Raw genomic sequence first — 26,779 nt, 5'->3', positions numbered from 1 at the left:
AATCCTCTACTTCGTCGGCTAGATAAATCATCGGCGTTGCTCAATAGCCTGTATGATATTAATCTTAATTACTTAGGAGTCAACCCACCCCTAACCCCTCCCAGGAGGGTAACTCAGGAGGAACGAGTCAGAAGGGAAGAAAGAAGAAGTAAACAGGAGTAGAATGAGAAAGTTTTTTGCTCGCCCTCTGATGCGGATATGATATAATACCTCAAATCAGCAACGCCAAATCATCTAGAGGTAAAGAGTCCAAGAGGGTTAAAACTAATAACCTGTTGTGGTAAAGGTACAGTCAAAACAGCTAGAGAAACCTAAAAAAATAACGGGAGGAAGTACGCAGCGCCCGTTTTAACGGCTGGTTGAATAACGACACGCGGGTTTTAACCCGTAGTAAAAATCTGCTATACTCTATACTTAGGAATAGTAAGTAAGAACAAGGTTTGTCGCCATGACATGACCGCGCTTTGCGGTGAAACTCCGGTGGACAGGAGACGGGGAAAATGCTTCCTACGACGGCTGTTAGCTCCGCATTCGGCATCGAAAAGCAAGCAGGCAGCTAGAGCAGCGAGAAGATTGCTCCAACATTTTGAGTAAAACCACTCGTGAAAGCTATTCAAAAAAAAAGTAAGCTCACAGCTAGATTTTGTTCTATGTCGAGGAGTATAGGAGTTTGTTGATAGACTTGAAGCAATTGTGGATTTATGAGGGGCTGCGTGCGGAAGTAAATTCCGCACTTAAAACGCCCCGTCCCATTTGCGGTGGACTAACCACAGAATCAAGGGTGTTTCAACCCCTGGAGATGTCAATAACAAAGTACCAACCATTTAATCAAACTGTATTTCTAGTAAAACAGTATGGTCGGACATCCCAAAACTCAGGCTAACCACCTGAACAACTGAGGAGAGTCCTGTATTTGGATAACTACTGCGCGAGTAGAAACAGTTAAGGGGTCTAATAGTCCAGCTAATCCCTGGCGAGTCTGGGAGAACCAACCTGCTTCAGGGACTGGAGTATGTCAAACAAACGAGTTTAGCAAGAGGACGAACAGTCAATCTAAATTAATTTTAACTAAAGTACATATATGCCTGGTTTGAGTTAATAATATCATGTCCGCTTGAATAGTTACACTTAGGAGGAAGGAAGGCAGCTATGCTGAAGGGAAACAAAGGTTTAAAGGGAGAAAGTTTTTTTTGTCACTAATTATCCGGACATGATATAACCCCACGGTTTTAGTCGTGGGATTATAGGTTATAATAATGTATTTGATTCTGTAATTTCTTGGATGATAATTGGTTATTGCGGTCGCGAGGTGGAGCATTATCGCTGATTTAAAATTGGGCGCACAACCCAATATCCAGCACCAAATGCAGCAATTACAATCAAACAAATAGCAACTACTAACCAAATTCCATTCAGGTCAGATACTTGTGTGGAATTAGAAGTTTTGCTGTAGCGACTTATATCTGGTTCTTCTGTAAATAGATACTCTGGAAAATCTGGATCTGCTTTTTTAGACTCGGTAAATGGTAGAGAAGGTGAGGCAGATGATGTTTCAGGAGCATCCACCTCAAAATCAGAATTATCAGAATTAAAAGAGTTATCTCTAAAAGTATCTACCCTAGGTCCAGAGCTGGGAAAAGAAGGTACTTGAGGTTGAGTTACTTGAGTTACTAGCAGGGAAGAATTCAGAGTTTCTTGTAACTGTGTCGCAGACTGAATAACTTTTTCAAATTCTCTTCTGAGTTTTTGATTTTGCTGAATTAACTGCTCATTATGAACTTTGAGTGATTCTAGCTTGATTTGAGTTGCTTGTAGTTCAGCAGTAGCTTCTCTATATACAGAAATAGGTATAGATGGAGAGTAGTTATTTTCGGAATTATGTCCCATCTGACTAGATGCGCTAGTATTTTGCATTATGTTACCATTATGATATTTTTCAATAATTATGGCGGATAATTAGTGAAATTAGAGCAATAAAACAGAAATTCGTCAAGTTACAATCAAAGAAAAATATTTACTTATATAAACTTGAATCTCCAAATTATTGATTATTTAATTAATATCTATGAATTATTCTGAAACTAACCATGAACTTTCTCAAGAGTTTAGTACACAAGAACCATTATATGGAGAACGAAATATATCAGAAGGAGAGTTAATTACTTTTCCTAATCCTCGTGTTGGACGACGTTATGAGATTAATATTACTTTGCCAGAATTTACTTGTAAATGCCCTTTTTCTGGTTATCCAGATTTTGCCACAATTGACCTAAAATATGTTCCAAATGAACGAGTAGTAGAATTGAAAGCACTGAAATTGTATATTAATAGTTATCGCGAGCGCTATATTTCCCATGAAGAATCAGTGAATCAAATTTTAGATGATTTTGTAGCAGCTTGCGATCCTTTAGAAGTAAAAATTAAAACTAATTTTTCTCCACGAGGAAATGTTCATACTACTATTGAAGTTGAACATTATAAATAAATATACGTTGCTGAAATGTAATGGTAATATCAAGTAACATTAATTCACTGCAATTTAGGGAAGTTGCATGCAACTTCCCTAGAAGGTTGGGGAAAGATTGTTTATTACAGTTATTTAATGAGACATGATATAAGTAGCTGAAGGTAAAATTGAAAAACTTACTGTTTTGCATTGATACTTAGTCTAAAAATCATTACCATTCAGCAACGCCAATAAATAAAATCTAGATAAGTAATCACAGCACTATAACTTGCAGAAAAAAGTAACTAAAGAACAAAAATGGGGATAAATATCAAATTTATCCTCCTCCTATAACAAGAAAAATTGCTCAAATAAAGCTTTTAGTTCATATCTTGAGGGTCAATTTCAGACTGAAAAACTGAGTTATCTATTAGTTCATCTGATGGAGTTTGATTAATTTTTTCTTCTTCTTCATGTTCTAAAAAAGCATTAACAATTTGCTCATTTTCTAACTCTTCCAATTGAGTAATCTTAATTTGATCTAGACGTGGACCTTCAGCAGAAATAACAGTAAATTCAAGATTTTCGTACCATAATTTTTCTCCTGCAGTAGGTATTTTTTGTAACTGATAAATCAAAAATCCTCCCAAAGTTTGATAATCCTCAGTTAGAGGTAAATCTAAATTCAATAGTTCATTAACTTCTTCTACACTTAACTGTGCCTGCACAATGAAAGTTTGATCGTCCAACATTTGTAGAGTAAATTCTTCAGTACCAGTTACTTGATAACTATTACCACCGATAATTTCAGCAATCAAATCCTCTCGCGTAATTAATCCAGCAGTGCCACCAAATTCATCTACTACTATGACCATTTCTGGGTGCTGACGACTATTTGGAATTTGACGCATTCTTTGCATCAATGATAATAACTCACTTAAATACATTTGTTCGGATACAAACCTTGCAGGGCGAATCCAAGATATAATTAAGGTTTGTGGAGATAATAAACCTTGTGCTAAAGGTTGGGCCAATTCTTTAAAGTCTATAATACCCTGAATGTCATCTATGGACTCACCAATTACAGGATAACGAGAATGACCAGATATCTTAATTTCATCTAACAAATTTTTAAAACTAGCTGTACTAGAAATAGCATCTATATTGGTGCGTGGAACCATGACTTCTAAAGCTGATACTTCCCCAAATTCAAAGACATTACTAAGTAACTGTCTTTCTTCTGCTTCTAAACCAGTTGATTCAGTAGAAGTAGAGATAATTAATTGTAATTCTTCAGGGGTAACTGGTGTTTTCCAGACATTATCAGTGTATTTAATTCCTATCAGTCGTAATAACCAACGAGTAGATTGATTTAAGACCCAAATAAATGGATTAAAGAAGCGAGAGATAGCTAGACTCAAAGGACCAAATAATCTCGATAACTTTTCTGAATACAATAGTGCTACTGACTTTGGGCATAATTCTCCTAGTACAATTTGCAGGTAAGCCAAAATAAAAAAAGTGACAATTGGGATAGCTAGGGAGTGAGCGATCGCTTGACTAACATGAATAGGTAGCGGTAGTTCAACTATTGCAGTTCTAACAATAACTGCCATAGTTCCTTCACCAATCCAACCCAAAGCTAAACTAGATAAAGTAATACCGAACTGAGTTGTTGAGAGTAGTCTGTCTATATTTTTTTGAAGTTTTTGAACAATTTTGGCTTGAACATCTCCTGCATCTACTAATTGATTAATGCGGGATCTACGCACAGAAACTATAGAAAATTCTGCTACCACAAAAAAGGCATTGATGGTAATTAGCAGAAAGACTGACAAAAGTCGCGATATTATCTCTGCCGATGTCAGGATTTCTAAGCTTGGCATCTCTCCCAAACTTACTGCCATTGATTCTGCCTCAGACCTCTGAACATTTTCATGTTTAATACTTACAATTTATACATACCATTAAATCTTGGGCAACTTAATTAGAAATCTCCTCCAAAAGAGGGAATAGGGAATAGGGAGTAGGAATTAGGGGGAAATAATTGATGATTTATGTGCAATCATTGATTTGATTGTTATTATTGAAGATGTCTATTAGATTTCTTTGCTCTTCAAAGTTAAAATTTAAATTTTGCTTTCTCTTGCCATCTAATCTATAAATGATAAATGAATTAACTTATTTATTTCATAGACCGCTGTTTCATCTAATTAACAATCCACTCAAAACATCCCTAATTCACCTAATCTATTTTGATTTTAGACATCTTTAAATCTAACTTTTGATCGGGATAATCTGTCAGTTCCAAGGAAAGTTGTTTAGCATTATCTAATAAGGCAATTGGAATCGTAATAATACCATAATATCTTCTACCATTTGGTGGTAATTCTCCTGGTAAATCTTCTGTACTTGCGCTGAGAGACCTTCCCTGGTCATCTGTAACATTCAAAAAACTGTACAAAAATCTTACAGATCTGTCTCCATCATTTTTTAAATTGACATCTAAAACTAGAGAATTACCCCATCTACGAACATCATTAACTTCTAGAGCTACTCCAGCATCACTACTCACAATTGGAAAACTTTGTTGGGATTGATTTTCTTCAGCAGATTCTACCTTGGCTTGTTTTTTCTGGGAGTCTTTTTTAGTAGTTTTATCCTCAACTACTCCACCATTTCTGATAATATTTTTCACACTGGCAATAACCTTTTCCTCTTCTAAAAAGACCAATCCTTCTTGGCGACTTGAATTGTCTCTAGCACCTGCTAAATTATTAGTAGGACGAGTATCTGGTTGAGTAATTCCTTTTAAAGCTTCCCTGCCTAGTCTAAATCCCCAAGAGGCACTACTCAAACCTGCACCAAACATTAAGGTGAGTAAGCTTAGAGTTAGCACAATACTAGAATTCATAGTTTTTTTATTTCTTAGGCATAATATTGTTTTCTGTTATGATATACTATATCTTAGTATAAATTTATGGATATTTACGTCCAAAATTTTTACTTAATTCAAGAAACTATGTTATAATAGATTCACTTATCTCAGAAAACCTCAACCTAGCTTGATGTTACTATATAGAGGTAAAGTTAGAAATAAGCGCCTTTGGCCGATTGGGGAGGCAGCGAGCTCATAATTCGCTTTCAGGCTGGTTCGATTCCAGCAGGGCGCATACAACTAAATCAAATTAATTCCTGGAAATAGAATAAAATATTTGCTCCTTAAAGGGTTTTAGTATTTTCTATTTTCGATAAAATTTGCTGTTTTTTTACAAAGCTAGATTTAGGGAACTAGCTTTAATGTTTAACTTATCCCGTTTTCTTGACATCCTCACCCGTTAAATACCTCAATGATAACGCTATCCCCGAGCAGGAACTCCTGAAAACTTTGTGGGGAGAAGGGGAGAAGGGAGCAGGGGAGAAGGGAGAAATAGTCAATAAAACTTGGCAAAACTACTTAACTTATCCAAATTAATATGCTTTTCAATACATTTTTTCTCAGGAAAAACCCTTTTGAAGACTTATACATAATTTGTCTATAATGTCTACATTTTATGTTAATTAAAGATGTTTATAAAGCATAGGATTATAACGGGAGATTCCCAAACCTCGCATCGGCGCGGTTTACTACTTGAGTGGCACTTATCTAGGTTGAAAACAACCCCCGACAGTACGCCAACGAGCGTCAATTTCTTCTACGATCTGCAAAGGTCGCAGTGACACCTCAGTGTGAGCAGTTTTATATTATAACATAATTCTATCTGAGTGTGATGTGATGATATACATTTCGTGTTTCAAAATGAAGCATAAATGATCGGGGGTCGGAATTCAGGAGTCAGGAAAAAATCCAGATACAAATATCAGCATTATTTATAATTGCTATCATTTTGACTTATTTAAACTTGTCTATGTCTTGGATAAGTAGGTATAAATACTAACATAATTAAAATTTATCAAAAATAAAATTAAACATTAGTTATTTAAAATAAAATTAGCAAAATTAGTTCAACATCCCTTTTTAGGGTGCAATTTAGGGCGAAAAAAGATGCGATAGCACCTCTATTTCCTACCCCTCTAGAAAAAGCTGAAAATCTTGATAGATAAATAATACAGCCTTGATTGCTCAAAAGTAAAATTTAGTGTATTTTGGAATTAAGAATTTGGCTTTGCCTAGAAGCTTAATAAAATGAATTGACAGCAATGTGGTTTCTGTTTTGCCGATCTACTTCCATTCAATGCAGAGATAATATCAAATTCGGTAGCATTGGTGTAATTAGGGTTTGCTGAAAAAGTATGCATGGCAGGGGTAGGAGTCAGAACTCAGAACTCAGAATTCAGGAGGAACGGGGAATGAGCGAGGAGGTAGTCGGATATATTTGTCCCTTGATTTTTTGGCAATTATTCGCCTTTTATCCGAACTTTTTGATAGCTCAAGCTGAAAAAGTTGCACTTTTTTTCGCTCCTTACAGCGCTTTTCAAATTGATGAACCACATCTTCACATTTCAAACCTTGTAGGGACGTTCCATGGAACGTCCCTACTGTGGTCTACCGTGCAGGAAAACCGCTGTAAAGGCTAAAATCTTTATTTGTAAATGGGTTTAGATTTAATCAGCAAGCCCTAATTAGATCAGGAGTCATTTCAGTTATCAGGAGGACTTACGCAGTGCCATTAATATGTAGCGGTACTGTATAACCCGATTCTATATAATCGGGTTATACAGTGTATGTTCATAATTCTATAATTACTTCAAGCCTTCAATCTCCCCAGCTCCCCATTTCCCCATCTCCCCACACTCCCCCTATATTTTTAAATAGATCTTAAATAGATCCCAAATAGCTTCTATAATCCCTGAGCAAAAACTTAGTTTCCACGTCTATGTCTATCGATCGTGCTCTTCTTTCATACTATCAATAGTGTTGATGATCTTTTCATATTCTTGTCGCTTTCCTTGTTGTTGATAAATTTCTGCTGCTTTGTGTAAATCATCAACAGCAGCTTGAAAGTTGCCTAATTTCATATATCCTTGACTACGAAAAGAATAAGCGTGACCGAGATTAGGATTAATATCTAAAGCACTGGTTTGGTCTTTAACTGCTTGAGCATAGTCTTCTAACTTCATATAAATTAGCCCTCGGTTAATATAAGCGTCTATTTTTCTCGGATACAATTTTAATACTTCATTATAGTTTATTATAGCTTGCTGCAAATCTCCCATTTCACAGTGAATTAAACCCAAATTATAGTAGGCTAAACCATAGTTGGGGTTGATTTTTAGTGCTGTTTGACAATCAGCGATCGCCTCAGAAAAGCCTCCTAGTTTCAAACGAGCTAAACCTCGGTTATTATAGGCAGGAACATAGTTGGGATGAATGCGTAGAGTCTCGCCAAAGTCATCAATAGCTCCCTGAAAATCTCCTGTTTGAAAGCGAGCATTTCCGAGATTATTATGTGCTTCGGCATAGTTAGGATTAATTTGTAGAGCTGTTTCAAAGTCTTTGATTGCTCCTTGTATATCTCCTAATTTAAACTTGGTAAAGCCTCGGTTATTATGTGCTTCGGCATAGTTAGGATTAATTTGTATAGCTGCTTCAAAGTCTTTGATTGCCCCTTTTATATCTCCCATTCTCAGACGTACAATGCCAAGGTCGTTATAAGCTTGATGATATTGGGAGTTGAGATGTATGGCGGTCTGAAAGTCAGCGACCGCTCCGGGAAAATTTCCCAGACTTCGCTTAGTGTTACCTCGATGATAAAAAGCTTCTGCATTTTTGGGTTGAAGCTGGACTGCACGGTTTAGGTCTTCTAGAGCACCGCGATGCTCTCCAAGATCGAAACGAACTATACCTCGTTTGATATAAGCATCCACATAGTTAGGATTAATTTGTATAACCTGGTTAAAATCTTCTAGGGAGCCATTGTTATCTCGCATCAAACGACGGACTATAGCTCGGTTGTAAATGGCTTCAAGATGTTTAGGATTAAGTTTAATTGCTTGGTTGAAGTCGGCCATTGCTCCTTTTATATCTTTCATGTCAAACTTAACAGTACCTCGTTGGGTATAAGCATCTACAACTTGAGGATTGAGTTGTAATAATGTGGTGAAATCATCAATTGCACCTTGTCGGTCTCCAAGGAAGCGACGGGCAATACCTCGATTATAGTAAGCTTCGATTTTTGTGGGATTAAATTTTATTGCTTGATTGTAATCTGCGATAGCTGCTTGTGGGTCTCCTGCTTTAAAACGAACTACTCCTAAGTTATGGTAAATTTGAGAGTCTTGAGGATTAAATTTCAGAGCTTGAGAAAAAAGATTTATGGCTTGATTTAATTTGCCTAATTCTGCATAAGTTGCCCCTAAGTTATGATAACTTTGGAGGTCTTTTGGTTCAAGTTTTAATGCTTTGTGAAAATTTGCTATTGCTGCCTTTAAGTTTCCCAGTTGAGCCATTGCAATACCTTTGTTTTTGTAAAATTGATGATTATTTGGGTCTAGTATTATTGCTCGGTTATAGTTTTCTATAGCGCCAGTATTATCTCTTTTTTGTAGTTTTATCAATCCTTGTTTATGGAGTTCATCTGCTCCTTTCTGGCGACATTTTTTTGCTTTTTCTTTCATTCCTGCTATTTGATATTGAGTAATAGCTTTTTCCCATTGTTTTTTCTTTTCAAATTCTTTGGCTCTACACAATGCTGCTTTCTGAGGTATTTTGGCTAAGTCATATTCATAAGCAGCTTTAAGCCATTGTTTTTTCTTTTCAAATTCAATAGCTTGGTATTCTGCTTTTTTTTCGGGAATATTCATCTTGCAACGTTTAGCATTAGCAAAATTTTCTAGTTCTTGCCATTTTTTTGCTGCTGCTAACCATTCTAAGTTTGCTTCTAAGTTGTAAGTTTCACAAATTTTTTGCCTCTGTTTTTCTCCAATTTTTCCCCAACATTTTGCTGCTTCTTGCCATTTTTTTAATTTCTCAAATAGTAGTGCTGCTTCTTGCCATTCTCTTAACTCAAGCAAAATTTTTGCTGCTTCATCATAAGCTTGTTTTTGAATTAATAATTTGGCTTGAGCTTGTTTTTCTAAAGTTATATCTCCGGATTTAGTAAAGCATTCTTTTGCTTGTTGATAGAATCCTGATTTTAAATAATATTCCCCTTGTTTACGCCATGTTTCTGAACTAGGATTTACTCGATCGCTTCTTACTAACTCGGGAATTATTGACTGAAATAAGCCTTGAAATTCTGGTTCTTGCCAGAGGGAACTAAGCTGTGATTGCCAAATATTTAATATTCTACTAGCACGGGTAATTGCTACATAAAGTAAGTTTAATTCTAGTTGAAATGCTGGTTTTTCTTTTTCTTTTAGTAAGCCACCTCGTATAACTTTAGACCAAAGTTTTTTTGTGGGTTGAAAAAATTCAACGAGAAAAACTGTATCAAATTCTAATCCTTTGATTTCTTCAATTGTAAAAACAAAACTAGAATTTAGTTCGGCTCTAATTTTTTCTTTTTCTGATTCTTGTCTGACTAAAATAGCATCGCCAGGATATAAAGATGTTTCTTTTAATGTTTTGATTAATGTTTGATCGTCTGCTGAAATTATCCTAGCTAATTGACCCTTACTACTGTTTGTAGTAGAGTAACTTTCTGTTGGTTCTGCCAAGTATCGAGAACGTAATTTTAGTAGTTGATTGGCTAAATTTACCAAGCTTCCTACACTACGAAAATTAAACTTTAAGGTTTGTCTCTCTACTTTTCTGTGAGGATAAAATTTATCTTTTAGTTTTTCCCACTGAAAACCACTAGGACTAATCATCTGATAAGAGTCTCCAGCAAAAAATAAATTTCCATTGGAATTAACTAACTTAAATAATAACTCTAATTGTATTTCTGTCAAATCTTGCACTTCATCACAAACAATCAGATCGTATTTTTCACTATAATTATTTTCAATCAATTTCAACACTTGTCTGACTAAATCTATTTCATCATATAATTTTTCTTTTTGAAGTTTTTTTTGATACCATCTTGCAATTTTATATATTTCTCTACGATGTCTTTCATCCAGAAAATTCAGACTGTTTTTACTAATTTCTTCGTAAGCTTTTTCAGACAAAATATCTTCTGTTATAGATAGTTGTTTTCCTTTAATAGCACTTCTAATTTCTTCCCAGACTAAAGACGTTGGATATTGTTTTTTTCGAGGATGTGCCTTGTACATTTCCGAAAAAACTTGATAGTTTACTTCATTTTGATGATGATATTCATGATGATGAGTACTCAGAACTTCCAAACATAGTTTATGGAGATTTTTAAATTCAAAAATTGTTTGATTTATTTGATTACTTTCTGCTTTTTCTAATTCACTATCTGTAACTATTTTATAAAATTGTTCTTCTGCATTATTAACTAGCAAAGAATTATAAGCAACATATAAACGTTTCCCTGATTTTTTATACTGTCTTTTTTGCAGCATTCTATATAATGCTACCGTGGTTTTACCTGTACCAGCACTACCATTTAATAAAAGATTTCCTGAAAGTTTAGCAAGTTCATACTCTTCTGCTGTCAACTTCAAAGGTAAATCTGTATTTTGCTCAATAATTGCCTTTTGCCATTCCGTTTCTGACTCCAATACTCGCCACTGAATATTTCCTAACAATTCATCATCTGTCAAATCTGAATTAAGTTCTAACTCTAGAGCTTCTACTATTTCAATATTTGTTTTTTCTACTGCTGAGTATTGATTATTTCCATCTGCGTAATTCTCTAGATTTTTAAAGTCGCTAGTTTCTAAAACCACTTCTATTTCTTCTGTTTCTAACCATTCCGAATCAGTACTTTTCTTTCTAGCTTTAGCACGTCGTGATACATCATCATGGTCAACACAAATATCTTGAATTGCCAGATAAACTTGCATTTTTCCTGTTTCTGGTTCTGATGATTTATTGTAAGTAAAAATTAAGCGACTAGCACTATTAATTCTAGCTTCCCATACTCTTTTATTTATTCCCTTCAGCTTTTTAACTCGCAACCCACTATCAAATTTTTGCTGCTTCAGTTTTTTAATACATTCCCATACTTTTCTTTGTAAATTACTTTCCGCATCTTTTCGGAGAAATTCAACTATATCAGGATGTAAAACAGCAGGCAGTAACATACATTGACTTTATTACTCTTTGATTTTCATAATAATAAATAGTTTAACACAATACTGTTTTTCATGTAATCTACGAAAGTAGAAGAAGAAAGAAGGAAGAAGGAAGAAGGAAGAAGGAAGAAGGAAGAAGCAAAAAGTGGATGGGGACTCAAACCCCAACCAATTGTCAACACCCTCAGACGGTGGGGTATTAACCCCAAAAGAAAAAGATAAATTACTATCTCTATTTGTTCATTTTCTACTGAGCACAGAAGAGTAAAATTCTAATCTTATAGCGATCAACTCAATAGACCTCTTTGGAAAAAAGGGAGTAGGGAGTAGAGAGTAGGGAGTAGGGGGAAAGAATTGGTAATTTCTACGGGATAATTGATTTGATTTTTTATTATTGGAGATGTTTAATAATCTCACAAATAATTGAACAATAAACAAAAAAATAATCTGAAGTTCTTATCAGCTCAAGTTTTCAGACAATAAATATTACTTTTGACTATCAGATAAATGTATTACATAGTACAGTAATATATATTTTTCTATGTTAAAAGCTGAAGAATTAAAAAAATGGTAAATAGCTAATTAGTCAAAGTATTGGAATTCAATGAGCAAAGATCAGGAATTCAACTCAAAAATATCTTTAACCGGCAATGTTAAAATTATCAACTATAGCAATTCTAAATAAGTTGCGGGTAATCAAAAAGTAGATAAAAAAAACTGAAACTCCCATCTGTCCCCTCTCTTGGTCAGCATTCCGCAAGCGAGCTGACGGCAACGCGGGGTCTGACCGCTGTTCCCTAAAAGCGGTAAGATTTTTATACACACAGGACTTACGCAAATTAACGTTGAAAACGCCATGTGTAGGGGCAAATGGCATTCGCCCTCACTAGATTTAGTTTCTGTGCGTAAGTCCTGACACAAATAAAATAGAATTGCTATAGCTAAACTCAAATTCTGAAAAAGTATGACCTTTATTCTCACTAATGATGATGGAATTAATGCTCCTGGTATCAAAGCACTTTTGACAGCCCTCAATAATGTCAATTTACCTTTAGCATCTCCTAAAAAAAGTATTATTGTCGCTCCTCAAGGACAATTATCTGGTTGTGGACATCAAGTTACGACTCAAGAACCAATTAATATTCAAACTCTGTCTGAAGTTGAGTATGCGATCGCAGGTACACCAGCAGATTGTACTAGAATTGCAATAACACACATCGACAAGAATGTCAAATGGGTACTTTCAGGTATTAACTCAGGGGGTAACATGGGTGTAGATGTCTACATATCTGGTACAGTAGCAGCAGTAAGAGAGGCAGCATTTCATAGAATTCCCGGAATAGCCCTTTCTCAATATCGTCAAGCAAAAAAACCTGTGAATTGGGAAAGAGTAACTCGTTTAGCAGAAATAGTATTAGCAGATTTACTCAACCGTCCCCTGGAACCAGGAGCTTTTTGGAATGTAAACTTCCCTTATTTAGAACCCGAAGCACCAGATCCAAAAATGGTATTTTGCACACCATCAACCCAACCATTACCAGTAGCTTATCGAATGGAAGGAGAAAATTTTTATTATACCGGAAAATATGGAGAACGCGATCGCACTCCTGGCACAGATGTAGATGTTTGCTTTGCTGGTAATATTGCGATTACAAAGATTCAACTTTAACCTAGGGAGTGGGGAGCTTACAAAAGTCAAAAGTCAGAAGTTGTTTTTGTCACAAAGACTTGAGCAAGCCTCCAAAAACATTTCGCTTTAAAAGGTAGAGTGCTATACCATGTCTCAAAAACTTTTCTACATTTTGTTGAGCAGGGGAGTAGAGAAATGGTTAGGGATGTTCCATGCAACGTCCGTACAAGGAGAAGCAAACAGAAGCAAACATAAGAATAATTAACATTAATGCAAGCTAAAATCAGCAAAAAAGTGATTTGGCTTGTACCGATCAGCTGACAACTGAAGTATTGCCCAAGCATAGCACTAATGCATGAGAATTGGTATAATTTGGGCTTGCTAATTAGGGCTTGCTGATTAAATCTAAAAGCATTGACAGATAAAGACTTTAGCCTTTTTAGGTCTGAAATACCTTGGTTTTCAGCTCTTGAGGCTCATGCATGGAGCGTATTTTAGGCGCATAGTTGGGCAGAAAAATTAAGGGACAAAACTTAGCTCCTACCTGCTCGCTCATTCCCATGTCTCCTGTTTCCTGTCTCCTGTCTCCTGTCTCCTGTCTCCTGTCTCCTACCCCTACTAAAAGACTAGTGAAGCGCAAACCCTAATTAAATATCAAAGCATTGACTGACATTGGTATTACCCTTTTTTGGTCGAAAATTCGTGCCAGCTTTTCGGTCTAAAGAGCTGCATAAAGCTAGTATTTTGAGGTGATTATGAAAGAACAATCTTTGGACAAATATACCCGACTACCTCCTCTATAATTTCCATTTCTCCTGTCTCCTGTCTCCTGTCTCCTGACTCCTCCCACTACAAAAAGACTAGTGAAGCGCAAACCCTAATAATTAATAATTAATAATTAATAATTAATAATTAATTATTAATTGTTACCAGACCTGACATCAGAAGGAGGAATTTGCTCAATATCAATCAAAGACTTAATGACCGACTTAACAATAGGAGCTGCCACCCTTCCCCCACTACCCTTAATAGGTTCATCAATAACCGCCAAAACCACATAACGGGGAGACTCCATTGGTAAAATACCAACAAAACTTGTAATTTTAGCCTTCTTAGAATAACCTCCTGTTTCAGAAGCTTTTTGAGCCGTACCAGTTTTACCCGCAATTCGATACCCACGCATTCTAGCTCTTCTACCAGTACCACTTTCAACCACCCTTTCCATCATTGCCAATACTTTTGTCGTAGTATCAGAAGAAAACACCTGTCTAGGACTTGGCAAAGACAACTGCCAATATGGTTGTCCTTGACTATCAAACAAACCACGCATCACATGAGGTGTTACCAATTTACCCCCATTTGCCAAAGCTGCATTAAGCTGTGCTAGTTGTAGAGGAGTAAGAGAAAATCCTTGGCCAAAAGCAGTAGTAGCAGCTTCCACTGGTACCATTAAAAACTGGTTGCGGCCCTTTAAAATACTCGGTGCTTCAAAGGGAAGGTCTGTACCAGTAGTATCTCCTAATCCTAAGCGTTTAAGGCCATCATAGAAAACAGCTCGGGGCATTTGTTCAACAATTTTCACCATACCTACATTACTGGAATGTTGAATAATTTCAGTCACAGTGCGTGCCCCACCGCTACCATCAGAGTTAAATATAGGCCAATTTCCGATAACTATTCTACCTGCGTCGTAAAATACACTATCTTTCTCAATTGCTCCTACTTCTAAAGCTAAGGCCACATTGATTGGTTTAAAAGTAGAACCTGGCTCATAAACATCTGTTACAGCCCAATTTTTGAATAGTGTTACGTCATAGTTATAGTATTGATTTGGGTCATAAGAAGGTTCTGATACTAGAGATAGAATAGAACCATCATTAGCATCCATCACTATGACAGTACCTCGCTTGGCCTCATAAGTTTCTAATTGTTCTTGGAGGATAGTTCGTGTTGCCCGTTGCAAGCTAGAGTCAATAGTTAGATGCAAAGAAAGGTCATCTAACTGTAGAAAACCTGTAGTTAGTTTGTCTGGTACCAAAGCACCTTTGATTAAGCGCCGAAATTGGATTTTTGGTACAGAGCGCTCTAAGAGATTTTGTTGGCTATATTCAATCCCCGCTTGGCCTATACTTTCTCCATCTACATATCCTACTATTTCAGCAGCTAATTCTTTTTGGGGATAAACACGTTGTGGATGTTGAATTAACTCTAAACCATCAACAAATAAATTAGTAATTTTATCTCTAGCTTCTTGAGGTATGAAGTCGGCAACTTTTACACCTGTCTCTCTTTCATTAAACATTTGGAGTAAGTCATTTGAAGTTAGGGTTTTCTCCAAATTTGCTCCTTCTAAAATAGTTGATAATTGATAAGCAACTTCTTGTTTTGAACGATTAAAAATTTTGGGGTGAGCATAGAGGGTATATGCTATTTTATCAATTGCTAAAGTATTGCCATTTCTATCAACTATTGGGCGTCTGGGAACGAAAGGACTTGATTCTTCGGTTTGCTGGTATTTTGCTTGTTGTTGTAATGCTTTGCCTCGCAATACTTGTAAATAGAATAGGTTAATTATTAATCCTAATAAGCCACACATTAAAAGTATCCAGACTAGGTAAAGTCTAGATGTTTGACATTTTTCTGTTTTTTGATTAGAGGGCGTTGATAATAATTCTCCATTGGTATTTTTAACAGAATATGTTTCGCTTTCTGGCTTGTGAGTTTTGAGTCTAGAATTAGATTGTTCTGTTTGTTTGTTTTTGAAATACTGACGACGAAGTTGAGTATTTGAAGTATATTTAGAAGCAGGCATTTAAGTTATTTATTAATAATAATAATAAGTAAGCAGAAACAAAGAAGTATTAATTTGTGGTTAAATCTCTAATTTAATGTAAGCTACTTTAAGAAGTGGGAGATTTAAATCCTTGCTTTCTTTAATTTCCTTCCTCTGAGTTAAATATTAGTTGATTTTAGGGATTAGGGAGTAGGAAATAGAGGAATGTCTGCGCCCTATTTGCGTAGCGCTATAAATGATGATGATTTATAGACTATAAATAGGGCTTGCTGATTAAATCTAAAAGTATTTACAGATAAAGGTTTTAGCCTTTTTGGGTTCAAAAAAAGTGCCTGGTTTTCAGCTATTGATGCTCATGCATGGAGCGTATTTTAGGTGCATAGTTGGGCAGAAAAATCATTCTTACAATTCTTACTCCTACCTCCTCGCTCGTACCCATTTCTCTCGTCTTCCCATCCCCTCCTGGGAGGGGCCCGCGGGTGGGTTGTCTCCTGTCTCCTGTCTCCTACCCTCACCCATAAGACTAGTGAAGCGCAAACCCTAAATACTTCGCCACCCACTGATATTTGTGTTACTTTTGATGTGATAAATTGACGTGCGGAATCTGAGATAAATTAAGTGAGTAGGTAGCAGGGAAAATAGAAAGATTTGCCCTGAATAGTGAGAAGATCGGTTTTTTCTAAATCCCTACTCCCTACTCCTTGCTAATATTTAATATCCCACTGGTGTGTTGAGGAGATATTTATGACCAGAAGTAGATTCTAGATAAGGTTTAGGAGGATTAGGAGCAGGACGTGGAGGTGCTGGGTCTAAAAATATCCGCTTAACAGAATTTGGTGAAACTAAACCAATATCAGAAGTTGAAGCTTGTTCCGCTATTTGATTTTTCAATAACTCATTAGCTACACTTATCTGTTGTTCTTTTTGTCTAAGTTTTTGTAATTGTTGATATTCTGTCGTCCATTTCGACTGACCATAAATTGTCCAGCCATAAATTGCCACACTGGTACTTGCTAATAATACTGTGACCATGGATGAAGTTAGTTGTGTCGCCATCAAGGATTTTAACCAGAGTGGTTTAGACTTAGGTAAGGATATGACTTGAGCCAAATTCTGTTCTTGAATTGTTTGTGAATCCCTAGTATTTTCTGAAGTATAGTTATCATCAGATAAATTTTTTTCAAATGTTAGTTTTTGTCGGCGAGCTGATTTTTTTGAGACGACGGACAAATTCGTTTTTGGGGATTGATTTTTTGGGGCCAAAAATGTACTTCTAACTGCAACCATATAATTTACCTATACTGACATCTAATTTTATAAGACTCAAAATACAACAGTATCTAATCTTGAGTATATGTTTTAATTTCCCATTCAAATTTTAATTGAAATTTTTTATATCTATCAACTTCTAACTATTTGATTGATAGTTTTAGTTGTATTTCCTACCTTGACAATTGTTGTAAAAAATTACATATTATATCAGATAACTTGAATTATATATAAAAAATTTTGAAGCTAAAACTCTTAAATAGCTATGTTAATATAACAGTTTAGTTCTTGTTTAAGAGAGCGTAATTTATTTTGGATTGACATACAACATTTAGTAGTACAAATTAATATTAATCTTAGTTAAGATTTTCCCAATTGTAATTAAACTGCAAAATATCTATGCTGATTTAGATACAATTTCCCATCAAATTTAAATTTTTAATATCCGATCGCATTTGTCATAAAATCCTTTTAAATGTGCCAATATTTACGGATTAAATGGACAAAAATTTTCTTTAAAGGAAGAATATATAGATAAATTAAAGACAAAACACATAGAAGTATGATGTATATATAAAATAGAATTATATAAACTCCTTTTAGGCATTATTTTCTCCTGAGTTTCGAGAGAAAAACTTCACCATTAGGTAAGTTTTGCTGACACTAAAGCTACCCCTTTGGAAATGCTGGCTCTTAGATGAAATCTCACACATTTATGCTACATCTTCTTGAGAGTAATAGGGACGTTGCATAAAAAGTCAGTACTGATTAAGTAAATAACGAATTTGTATTCATAATTTGTATACTTAATATTAATTGTGTAAAACAAAAAATCCTTTTATAACTATTGAGCGTGTCAGAAGCACTTGTCATGGTAAAAAGGTGAAAGTTGAATTATTGTTTAACCCTTAGACATTAGTTGTGTACGCCCAATATTTGGAAAATCTCTGCTAATTAATGCTTGATTAGCATATCCCCATCCTGGAACACTCCTAATTAATTGTTAACAAAATTATATTGACAAACATGACAATTTCTGTAGACCAAGTCAACCAAATAGTTTGGAACCATCACCAGGACCCCTTCCAAGTTCTCGGTGCTCATCAGATAGAACAAGATGGCAAAACTGTAACAGTAATCCGAGCCTACCAACCAAGTGCTGAAGCTGTCTCAGTCATCTCACCGATAGACCGCCAAGAATACCCAATGCAGTCTGTCCATAATCCACATTTCTTTGAATGTGTCATAGACGCTCCGGAACTAGCCAACTATCAACTTAAAATCAAAGAAGGAGAACATGAACGAGTCATCTATGACCCCTACGCTTTCCGCTCTCCAAAACTCACAGACTTCGACCTCCAACTATTTGGAGAAGGAAACCATCACCGCGTCTATGAAAAATTAGGGGCGCATATCGCCGAAATTAACGGAGTCAAAGGAGTCTACTTTGCTGTTTGGGCACCCAATGCTCGTAATGTCTCAATTTTAGGAGACTTCAACTATTGGGATGGTCGTAAACACCAAATGCGGAAAGGACACACAGGTATCTGGGAACTATTCATTCCTGATATTGGCCCTGGAGAACACTACAAATATGAGGTCAAAAACTGGGAAGGACACATCTACGAAAAAAGTGACCCTTATGGATATCAACAGGAAGTAAGGCCCAAAACAGCTTCCATTGTTGTTGACCTAGACTCATATACCTGGAACGACCAAGAGTGGATGGAGAAACGTCGCCATAGCGATCCTCTCACTCAACCTATTTCTGTCTATGAATGCCACCTGGGTTCTTGGATTCATGCTGCTTCTGCGGAACCTGCTAAACTACCAAATGGGGAAACTGAGCCTGTAGTTCAAGTCTCAGAACTCAGAACTGATGCTCGTTTTCTTACCTATCGAGAATTAGCAGATCGTCTGGTTTCCTATGTTAAAGATTTAGGCTATACCCATATTGAAATGTTACCTGTAGCAGAACATCCTTTTGATGGTTCTTGGGGTTATCAGGTTACAGGATTTTTTGCCCCTACCTCTCGCTACGGTAATGCTGAAGATTTCATGTACTTTGTGGATAAATGCCATGAAAATGATATTGGCGTAATTGTAGACTGGGTACCGGGACATTTTCCCAAAGATGGACATGGTTTGGCTTTCTTTGATGGTACTCATCTCTATGAACATCCAGACCCCCGCAAAGGCGAACACAAGCAATGGGGTACTTTAGTATTTGACTATGGTCGTAATGAAGTCCGTAACTTCCTAGTTTCAAATGCCCTTTTCTGGTTTGAAAAGTATCACATTGATGGTTTTAGGGTAGATGCGGTTGCTTCTATGGTCTACCACAACTATATGAGACCTGATGGTGAATGGGTTGCTAACCAATACGGAGGTGTAGAATATATCGAAGCTGCTGATTTCCTCCGTCAGGTTAATCATTTGATTTTTGGTTACTATCCTGGTACTCTCTGCATTGCAGAGGAATCTACTGCCTGGCCAATGGTTACTTGGCCTACTTATGTTGGTGGTTTGGGCTTCAACCTCAAGTGGAACATGGGTTGGATGCACGATATGCTGGACTATTTTGAAATGGACCCTTGGTTCCGACAGTTCCACCAGAATAATGTTACTTTCAGTATTTGGTATCACCACAGTGAGAACTATATGTTGGCTTTGTCTCACGATGAGGTGGTACATTGTAAGAGTAATATGTTGGGTAAGATGCCTGGGGATGATTGGCAGAAGTTTGCTAATGTTCGGGCGTTGTTTGCTTATATGTTTACCCACCCTGGTAAGAAAACTATGTTTATGGGGATGGAGTTTCCTCAATGGGGTGAATGGGATGTTTGGGGCGATTTAGAATGGCATTTGCTCCAATTTGATGCTCACCAAGGAATGAAGCGATTTTTCCGGGATGTGAATCACCTCTATCGTTCTCAACCTGCTTTGTATGAACAAGATTGTACAGAGGAGGGTTTCCAGTGGATAGATTGTAGTGATAATAATCATAGTGTGGTGTCGTTTATTCGTCGCGCTAAAGATGGGAAAGAATTTGTAGTAGCGGTTTGCAATTTTACTCCTCAACCTCATAGTCACTATCGCATCGGTGTACCTGAACCAGGGTTCTATACTGAAATATTTAATAGTGATGCTGGTAATTATGGTGGCAGCAATATGGGTAATTTGGGTGGTAAGTGGACTGATGATTGGTACTTCCATAATTATCAACAGTCTTTAGATTTATGTTTGCCTCCTTTGGGTATTTTGGTGTTGAAGTTAGACAAGGAGAAAACGTTAGCAGTAATGGAGCAGTCTCAGGAGGTGGAAGCTGAAACTGAAACTGTTTCTGAAGGTTAATGACTAAGAGCAAGTAATATTAATTAACCACAATGTAGGGACGTTGCATGCAACGTCTCTACAAGGTTTGGTAAAGATTGAAAAGGTTGGTGGTTAGAATTTTGATCAAACTACCAACCTTTGTTGATATAGGTGTCAGGACTTACGCAAATCAACCTTTTAAACGCCATATGTAGGGGCGAATGCCATTCGCCCTAACTATATTTAGTTTCCATGCGTAAGTCCTGGGTGTGTCATATAGTATCCGGATAATTAGTTATTGTACGATGAGAGGAGTCAGAACTCAGGAGTCAGTAAAAGGAAAGGATGAGAGTTGGAATTATCTGTGGATATTCCGGTATATGTCTGCATTGAATGGAAGTAGAAAGTGCGATAACTTTATAACCGGATTTTATATCAGAGAAGAAGATGATTGAGAGAATGATGAGGTCTCTATTCGCACTATTTTTCTATAGCTTATAATATTACTAAACTTCCCCTAACTAAAAATAATATGACAGAAGAGAATATGCTTGGTTTATCACCAGTATTTAAGTGTGAAAATTCTCATCCCAGAGGTGATATTGTTTTTGTTCATGGTTTAGCTGGCCATCTCTGGAGTACATGGCATCCTCAAAGTAAAAAGGATAATCAAGATTTGGACTTTTGGCCGTTTTGGTTGGGGGAAGAATTACAAGCAAATGTCTGGACATTTGGATATGATGCGCCTCGCTTTGGATATGTTGGTCAGGGAATGCCACGTTTTGACCTAGCAAGTAATCTGCTGGAATATCTGGCAGTTAATGATATAGGCGATCGCCCCCTAATATTTGTAACTCATAATATTGGTGGTCTGGTTGTTAAAGAGGTAATTCGTACAGCTCAAAATTTTGACGATAAAAAAGCTATTATCGAACAGACTCAAGGGATTGTATTTTTGTCTACTCCCCATCAAGGCTCACACTTGGCTAATTTAATTGATAATTTTAATATTTTGACGAGAGCTACGGTAAATGTTCAGGAATTAAAAGCGCATTCACCTCAGTTACGCCAACTTAATGAGTGGTATCGACAAAACGTTGATAATTTAGGAATTAAAACTCAGGTCTTCTATGAAACTCAACCCATGAGAGGAGTTTTGGTTGTGGATGAGGATAGCGCTAACCCAGGAATTAAGGATGTCAAACCTGTTGCTATTCCAGCAGACCACAATTCTATAGCTAAACTTGGAAAAAATGATTTGGTTTATCTTTCTGTAAAAAAATTTGTGAAAAAATGTTTTCCAACTCTAGTTACAACAGAACAGTTAGAATTGACTTATTCCAAGCACCACCTCTACCAAGATACTATGTAGACCGCCCCGAATACAGCGACAATTTAAAGGCTAACCTACTGAAAAATTCATCAGATACGCCAGCTATTGTGGTTACTGCTATCCACGGTTTGGGTGCTGTGGGTAAATCTACTATGGCCACGGCTTTAGCTTATGATGAGGAGGTACAATCTCGTTTTTCTGATGGTATTCTCTGGGTAACTTTGGGTCAAGAGCCTAATATTCTGCCGATGCTGAGTGGCTGGGTGCAAGCATTGGGTGACTATAATTTCCAACCTACAACTGTGGAGGCCACTGCTAATCATTTGCGGACTTTGCTTTATGATAAAGCTGTGTTATTGGTGGTGGATGATGCTTGGAGTCCAGACCATGCTAAAATTTTTAATCTGGGAGGTCCCCGCTGTCAGGTTTTGGTGACTACTAGGGAAAAGGCGATCGCTAATATCTTAGAAGCTGAAACTTACAGTTTGGATGTGATGAGTTTATCCCAGTCAATGGAACTTCTCACTCAAAGGTTAGGGCGTGAAATTACGGCAGAGGAAGCAAAACAGGCAGAGAGTTTGGTTAAGGAACTGGGATATTTGCCTCTAGCTTTGGAGTTGGCAGCGGCTCAAGTTGCGGATGGTATGTCTTGGGGAGTGCTGTTAGCGGATATTCAAGGAGAAATTGTACATCTTAAAACTTTGGATAGAGAAGGTGCAGGAAATGTTACTGATGAAGCGAGTTTAAAACGCTTGAGTTTGACTGCTTCCTTGAATTTGAGTATTAAACAACTGCAACAGGAAACCAGGGATAATTTTATTTGGTTGGGAATATTGCCGGATGATGTTCAGATTACTTCAGGAATGACGGCTGTACTTTGGGAACTGGATGAACAGGATGCGAGGGATAAATTGGCGTATTTGCGGAGTAAGTCTTTGTTGTTAGATGGTGTAGTTTTAGCTGATGGCCAGCCTACTTATCGTTTACATGACTTATTTCACGATCTAGCACGTTATTTGTTGAGTGCGCCGTTACATCCAACAGAAGAAGGTAATTTGCCGGGGTTGGGTATTGGTCTGGTTGAAGCTCACAGAATATTGTTGGAGAAATACAGTCGGTTAACAGATAATAATCTTTGGCATACTTTACCCAATGATGGTTATATTCATCAGCATCTAGTCTGGCATTTTGAAAAGGCGGGGAAAATAGAGGAGATTCATGGTTTATTGGCAGAGGAGTCGAAAAGTGGGTTTAATGGTTGGTATGAAACGTGCGAACGTTTTGGGAAAACAGAGATTTTTATTACTGATGTAGCTCGTGCTTGGGAGTTAGCGGAGGTTGAATGGGATGAAGATAGGTTGGCTGAAGTTATTGGTAGGCAGTGTCGTTATGCTTTGATAACTTCTTCTATTAATAGTTTGCCAACAAATTTACCAGTAGGTTTGTTGGTGACTTTGGTTAAAAACAATGTCTGGACTCCAGAGAAGGGATTAGCTTACACATTACAAAAGCCTGCAAGGGATCAAGTAGACTCTCTGGCAAAATTAGTTGATTATTTGCCAGACAACTTAAAAAAACTAGCCCTTTCAGAAGCACTGGCTGCTGCTCGACAGATTTGGGATGAGAAATATCGCGCCGAAGTTCTCATTGCTTGGGCTGAGAAATTCCCAGAAATATTACCAGAAGCACTGGCTGCTGCTCTAAAGATTCAGTCTGAGTTTTTGCGCGCCCAAGTTCTCAGTGCTTTAGCTGAGAAATTACCAAAATTATTACCAGAAGCTCTGGCTGCTGCTCGACAGATTCAGTATGAGGGATATCGCGCCCAAGTTCTCAGAGCTTTAGCTGATAAATTCCCAGAAATATTACCAGAAGCACTGGCTGCTGCTCGACAGATTTGTTCTGAGGAATCTCGCGCCCAAGTTCTCAGTGCTTTAGCTGAGAAATTGACACCAGAATTATTACCAGAAGCACTGGCTGCTGCTCGACAGATTCAGAATAAGTGTCATCGCGCTCAAGTTCTAATTGCCTTGGCCGATAAATTGACACCAGCAATATTACCAGAAGTACTCGCTGCTGCTCGACAGATTTGGTCTGAGGAATCTCGCGCCCAAGTTCTCAGTGCTTTAGCTGAGAAATTGACACCAGAATTATTACCAGAAGCTCTGGCTGCTGCTCGACAGATTTGGTCTGAGGAATCTCGCGCCCAAGTTCTCAGTGCTTTGGCCGATAAATTGACACCAGCAATATTACCAGAAGCACTGGCTGCTGTTCGACAGATTCAGTATGAGAAATATCGCGCCGAAGTTCTCAGTGCTTGGGCTGATAAATTCCCAGAAATATTACCAGAAGTTCTGGCTGCTGCTCGACAGATTCAGTCTGAGAAATATCGGGCCGAAGTTCTAATTGCCTTGGCTGAGAAATTACCAGAAATATTACCAGAAGTTCTGGCTACAGCTCGAGAGATTCGGTCTGACAGAGATCGCGCCAAAGTTCTCAGTGCTTTGGCTGAGAAATTACCAGAAATATTACCAGAAGCAGTGGCTGCTGCTCGACAGATTCAGTCTGAGGGATCTCGCGCCAGAGTTCTCAGAGCTTTAGCTGATAAATTCCCAGAAATATTACCAGAAGCTCTGGCTGCTGCTCGACAGATTCGGGATGAGTTTTTGCGCGCCGAAGCTCTGAGAGCTTTGGCTGAGAAATTGACACCAGAAATATTACCAGAAGCTCTGGCTGCTGCTCCACAGATTCAGTATGAGGGATATCGCGCCGAAGTTCTCAGTGCTTTAGCTGAGAAATTGACACCAGAATTATTACCAGAAGCTCTGGCTGCTGCTCCACAGATTCGGGATCAGAGATATCACGCCCAAGTTCTGAGTGCTTTAGCTGAGAAATTGACACCAGAAATATTACCAGAAGCTCTGGCTGCTGCTCGACAGATTAAGTCTGAGGGATATCGAGCCGAAGTTCTCAGTGCTTTAGCTAATAAATTCCCAGAAATATTACCAGAAGCACTGGCTGCTGCTCGACAGATTCAGTCTGAGAAATATCGCGCCGAAGTTCTCAGTGCTTTAGCTGATAAATTCCCAGAAATATTACCAGAAGCACTGGCTGCTGCTCCACAGATTCAGTATGAGGGATATCGCGCCGAAGTTCTCAGTGCTTGGGCTGAGAAATTGACACCAGAAATATTACCAGAAGCAATGGCTGCTGCTCAACAGATTCGGGATGAGTTTTTGCGCGCCCAAGTTCTCAGTGCTTTGGCTGAGAAATTGACACCAGAAATATTACCAGAAGCACTGGCTGCTGCTCGACAGATTCGAGATGAGTTTTTGCGCGCCAAAGTTCTCAGAGCTTTAGCTGATAAATTCCCAGAAATATTACCAGAAGCACTGGCTGCTGCTCGACAGATTCGGGATGAGTTTTTGCACGCCCAAGTTCTCAGGGCTTTAGCTGAGAAATTCCCAGAAATATTACCAGAAGTACTGGCTGCTGCTCGACAGATTCAGTCTGAGAAATATCGCGCCGAAGTTCTCAGTGCTTTAGCTGATAAATCACCAGAAATATTACCAGAAGCACTGGCTGTTGCTCGACAGATTCAGTCTGAGAAAGATCGCGCCCAAGTTCTCAGAGCTTTAGCTGAGAAATCACCAGAAATATTACCAGAAGCACTGGCTGCTGCTCGACAGATTCAGTCTGAGAAAGATCGCGCCCAAGTTCTCAGAGCTTTAGCTGAGAAATTTCCCGAATTATTACCAGAAGCACTGGCTACAGCTCGACAGATTCAGGATGATCTATATCGCGTCAGAGTTCTCAGTGCTTTAGCTGATAAATTACCAGAATTTTTACCACAAGTACTGGCTGCTGCTCAACAGATTCTGGGTGAGGGATATCGCGCCCAAGTTCTCAGAGCTTGGGCTGATAAATTCCCAGAAATATTACCAGAAGTACTGGCTGCTGCTCGACAGATTCGGGATGAGAAATATCGCGCCATAGTTCTCAGTGCTTTAGCTGATAAATTCCCAGAAATATTACCAGAAGTACTGGCTACAGCTCGACAGATTCAGGATAAGTGGTATCGCGCCCCAGTTCTCAGAGCTTTAGCTAATAAATTCCCAGAAATATTACCAGAAGCTCTGGCTGCTGCTCGACAGATTCAGGATAAGTGGTATCGCGCCGAAGTTCTCAGAGCTTTAGCTGATAAATTCCCAGAAATATTGCCAGAAGCACTGGCTGCTGCTCGACAGATTCAGTCTGAGGGAGAGCGCGCCAGAGTTCTCAGAGCTTTAGCTGATAAATTCCCAGAAATATTACCAGAAGCTCTGGCTGCTGCTCGACAGATTCAGTCTGATAGAGAACGTACTCAAGCTCTCTGTGCTTTGATTGATAAATTGACACCGGAATTATTACTAGAAACACTGGTTGCTTCCCGACAGATTCAGTCTAAAGAAGATCGCGCCCAAGTTCTCGTAGCTTTGGCTGAGAAATTGACACCAGAATTATTACCAGAAACTCTGGCTGTAGCTCTACAGATTCAGGATAAGTGGCATCGCGCCCCAGTTCTTAGTTCTTTGGCTGATAAACTCTCACAAATGCCAAAAACTCAACTTTACCCCCTCTGGCAAGATACCCTTCACACCTTATCCCTTCGCACTCGCCCCGACTTACTCTCAGACATAAAAATATTAACTCCCGTCATCTTTGCTTTAGGAGGTCAAGAAGCAATCAAAAAAATAGTCATTGCTATTCAAGACGTTTCCCGGTGGTGGCGGTGATTTCAGTTATCAGTTATCAGTTATCAGTTATCAGTTGTTAGTGGCTTTGTTGTCAGAAGGGAAAAGAGTTAGG

General features: G+C 37.8%; 12 protein-coding genes and 1 tRNA gene. 7 read left to right on the top strand and 6 right to left on the bottom strand.

The features are described 5' to 3' along the window. Positions 1-36 precede the first annotated feature (36 nt). Positions 37-162, top strand: a complete 126-nt coding sequence (locus F6K15_RS06445) for a hypothetical protein (protein ID WP_293058544.1) — start codon at positions 37-39, stop codon at positions 160-162. A 1,155-nt stretch (positions 163-1,317) separates the two neighbouring features. On the opposite strand, the gene F6K15_RS06440 is transcribed toward F6K15_RS06445, so the two are convergent. Then, positions 1,318-1,914, bottom strand: a complete 597-nt coding sequence (locus F6K15_RS06440; protein WP_293058541.1) for a hypothetical protein — start codon at positions 1,912-1,914, stop codon at positions 1,318-1,320. A 151-nt stretch (positions 1,915-2,065) separates the two neighbouring features. Here F6K15_RS06440 and queF point away from each other — a divergent pair, with 151 nt between their 5' ends. Continuing rightward, positions 2,066-2,485, top strand: coding sequence for a preQ(1) synthase (queF, locus tag F6K15_RS06435; protein ID WP_293058538.1), 420 nt, complete (start codon positions 2,066-2,068; stop codon positions 2,483-2,485). 341 nt (positions 2,486-2,826) lie between these two features. On the opposite strand, the gene F6K15_RS06430 is transcribed toward queF, so the two are convergent. Beyond that, positions 2,827-4,353, bottom strand: coding sequence for a hemolysin family protein (locus tag F6K15_RS06430; RefSeq protein WP_293058535.1), 1,527 nt, complete (start codon positions 4,351-4,353; stop codon positions 2,827-2,829). Between the two features lie 338 nt (positions 4,354-4,691). Then, entirely contained in the window at positions 4,692-5,360 is a 669-nt protein-coding gene (locus F6K15_RS06425; protein WP_293058532.1) for a hypothetical protein, read from the bottom strand. 186 nt (positions 5,361-5,546) lie between these two features. On the opposite strand from F6K15_RS06425, the gene F6K15_RS06420 reads away from it, so the two are divergent. Continuing rightward, positions 5,547-5,619: transfer RNA gene (locus F6K15_RS06420), tRNA-Ile, on the top strand. A 1,708-nt stretch (positions 5,620-7,327) separates the two neighbouring features. Here the strand turns inward: F6K15_RS06420 and F6K15_RS06415 are convergent. Next, complete coding sequence (locus tag F6K15_RS06415) at positions 7,328-11,602, bottom strand: tetratricopeptide repeat protein (protein ID WP_293058530.1); 4,275 nt, start codon at positions 11,600-11,602, stop codon at positions 7,328-7,330. Positions 11,603-12,557: 955 nt separating this feature from the next. On the opposite strand from F6K15_RS06415, the gene surE reads away from it, so the two are divergent. Further along, entirely contained in the window at positions 12,558-13,262 is a 705-nt protein-coding gene (surE, locus tag F6K15_RS06410) for a 5'/3'-nucleotidase SurE (protein WP_293058527.1), read from the top strand. A gap of 880 nt (positions 13,263-14,142) precedes the next feature. Here surE and F6K15_RS06405 read toward each other — a convergent pair. Together F6K15_RS06405 and F6K15_RS06400 are read right to left on the bottom strand one after the other, a co-directional pair. Continuing rightward, a complete protein-coding gene (locus F6K15_RS06405; RefSeq protein WP_293058525.1) occupies positions 14,143-16,035 on the bottom strand; it encodes a penicillin-binding protein 2 in 1,893 nt (630 codons plus the stop codon). A gap of 693 nt (positions 16,036-16,728) precedes the next feature. Beyond that, positions 16,729-17,304 carry a hypothetical protein gene (locus F6K15_RS06400; protein WP_293058522.1) on the bottom strand — a complete coding sequence of 192 codons (576 nt, stop codon included), beginning with the start codon at positions 17,302-17,304 and terminating at the stop codon, positions 16,729-16,731. 1,008 nt (positions 17,305-18,312) lie between these two features. On the opposite strand from F6K15_RS06400, the gene glgB reads away from it, so the two are divergent. From glgB to F6K15_RS06385, 3 genes are all read left to right on the top strand, one after another. Beyond that, positions 18,313-20,640 carry a 1,4-alpha-glucan branching enzyme gene (gene glgB / locus F6K15_RS06395; protein ID WP_293058519.1) on the top strand — a complete coding sequence of 776 codons (2,328 nt, stop codon included), beginning with the start codon at positions 18,313-18,315 and terminating at the stop codon, positions 20,638-20,640. A gap of 493 nt (positions 20,641-21,133) precedes the next feature. Then, positions 21,134-21,973 carry a triacylglycerol lipase gene (locus F6K15_RS06390; protein ID WP_293058516.1) on the top strand — a complete coding sequence of 280 codons (840 nt, stop codon included), beginning with the start codon at positions 21,134-21,136 and terminating at the stop codon, positions 21,971-21,973. Then, the gene (locus tag F6K15_RS06385) at positions 21,895-26,706 is read left to right on the top strand and encodes an NB-ARC domain-containing protein (protein ID WP_293058513.1); all 4,812 of its coding nucleotides are present in this window, start codon (positions 21,895-21,897) and stop codon (positions 26,704-26,706) included. The genes F6K15_RS06390 and F6K15_RS06385 overlap by 79 nt, the downstream gene beginning before the upstream one ends. The last annotated feature ends 73 nt before the right edge of the window (positions 26,707-26,779 follow it).

This window comes from Okeania sp. SIO2B3 (assembly GCF_010672525.1).
Lineage (GTDB): Bacteria > Cyanobacteriota > Cyanobacteriia > Cyanobacteriales > Microcoleaceae > Okeania.
This window is presented reverse-complemented; position numbering and strand designations above follow the sequence as displayed.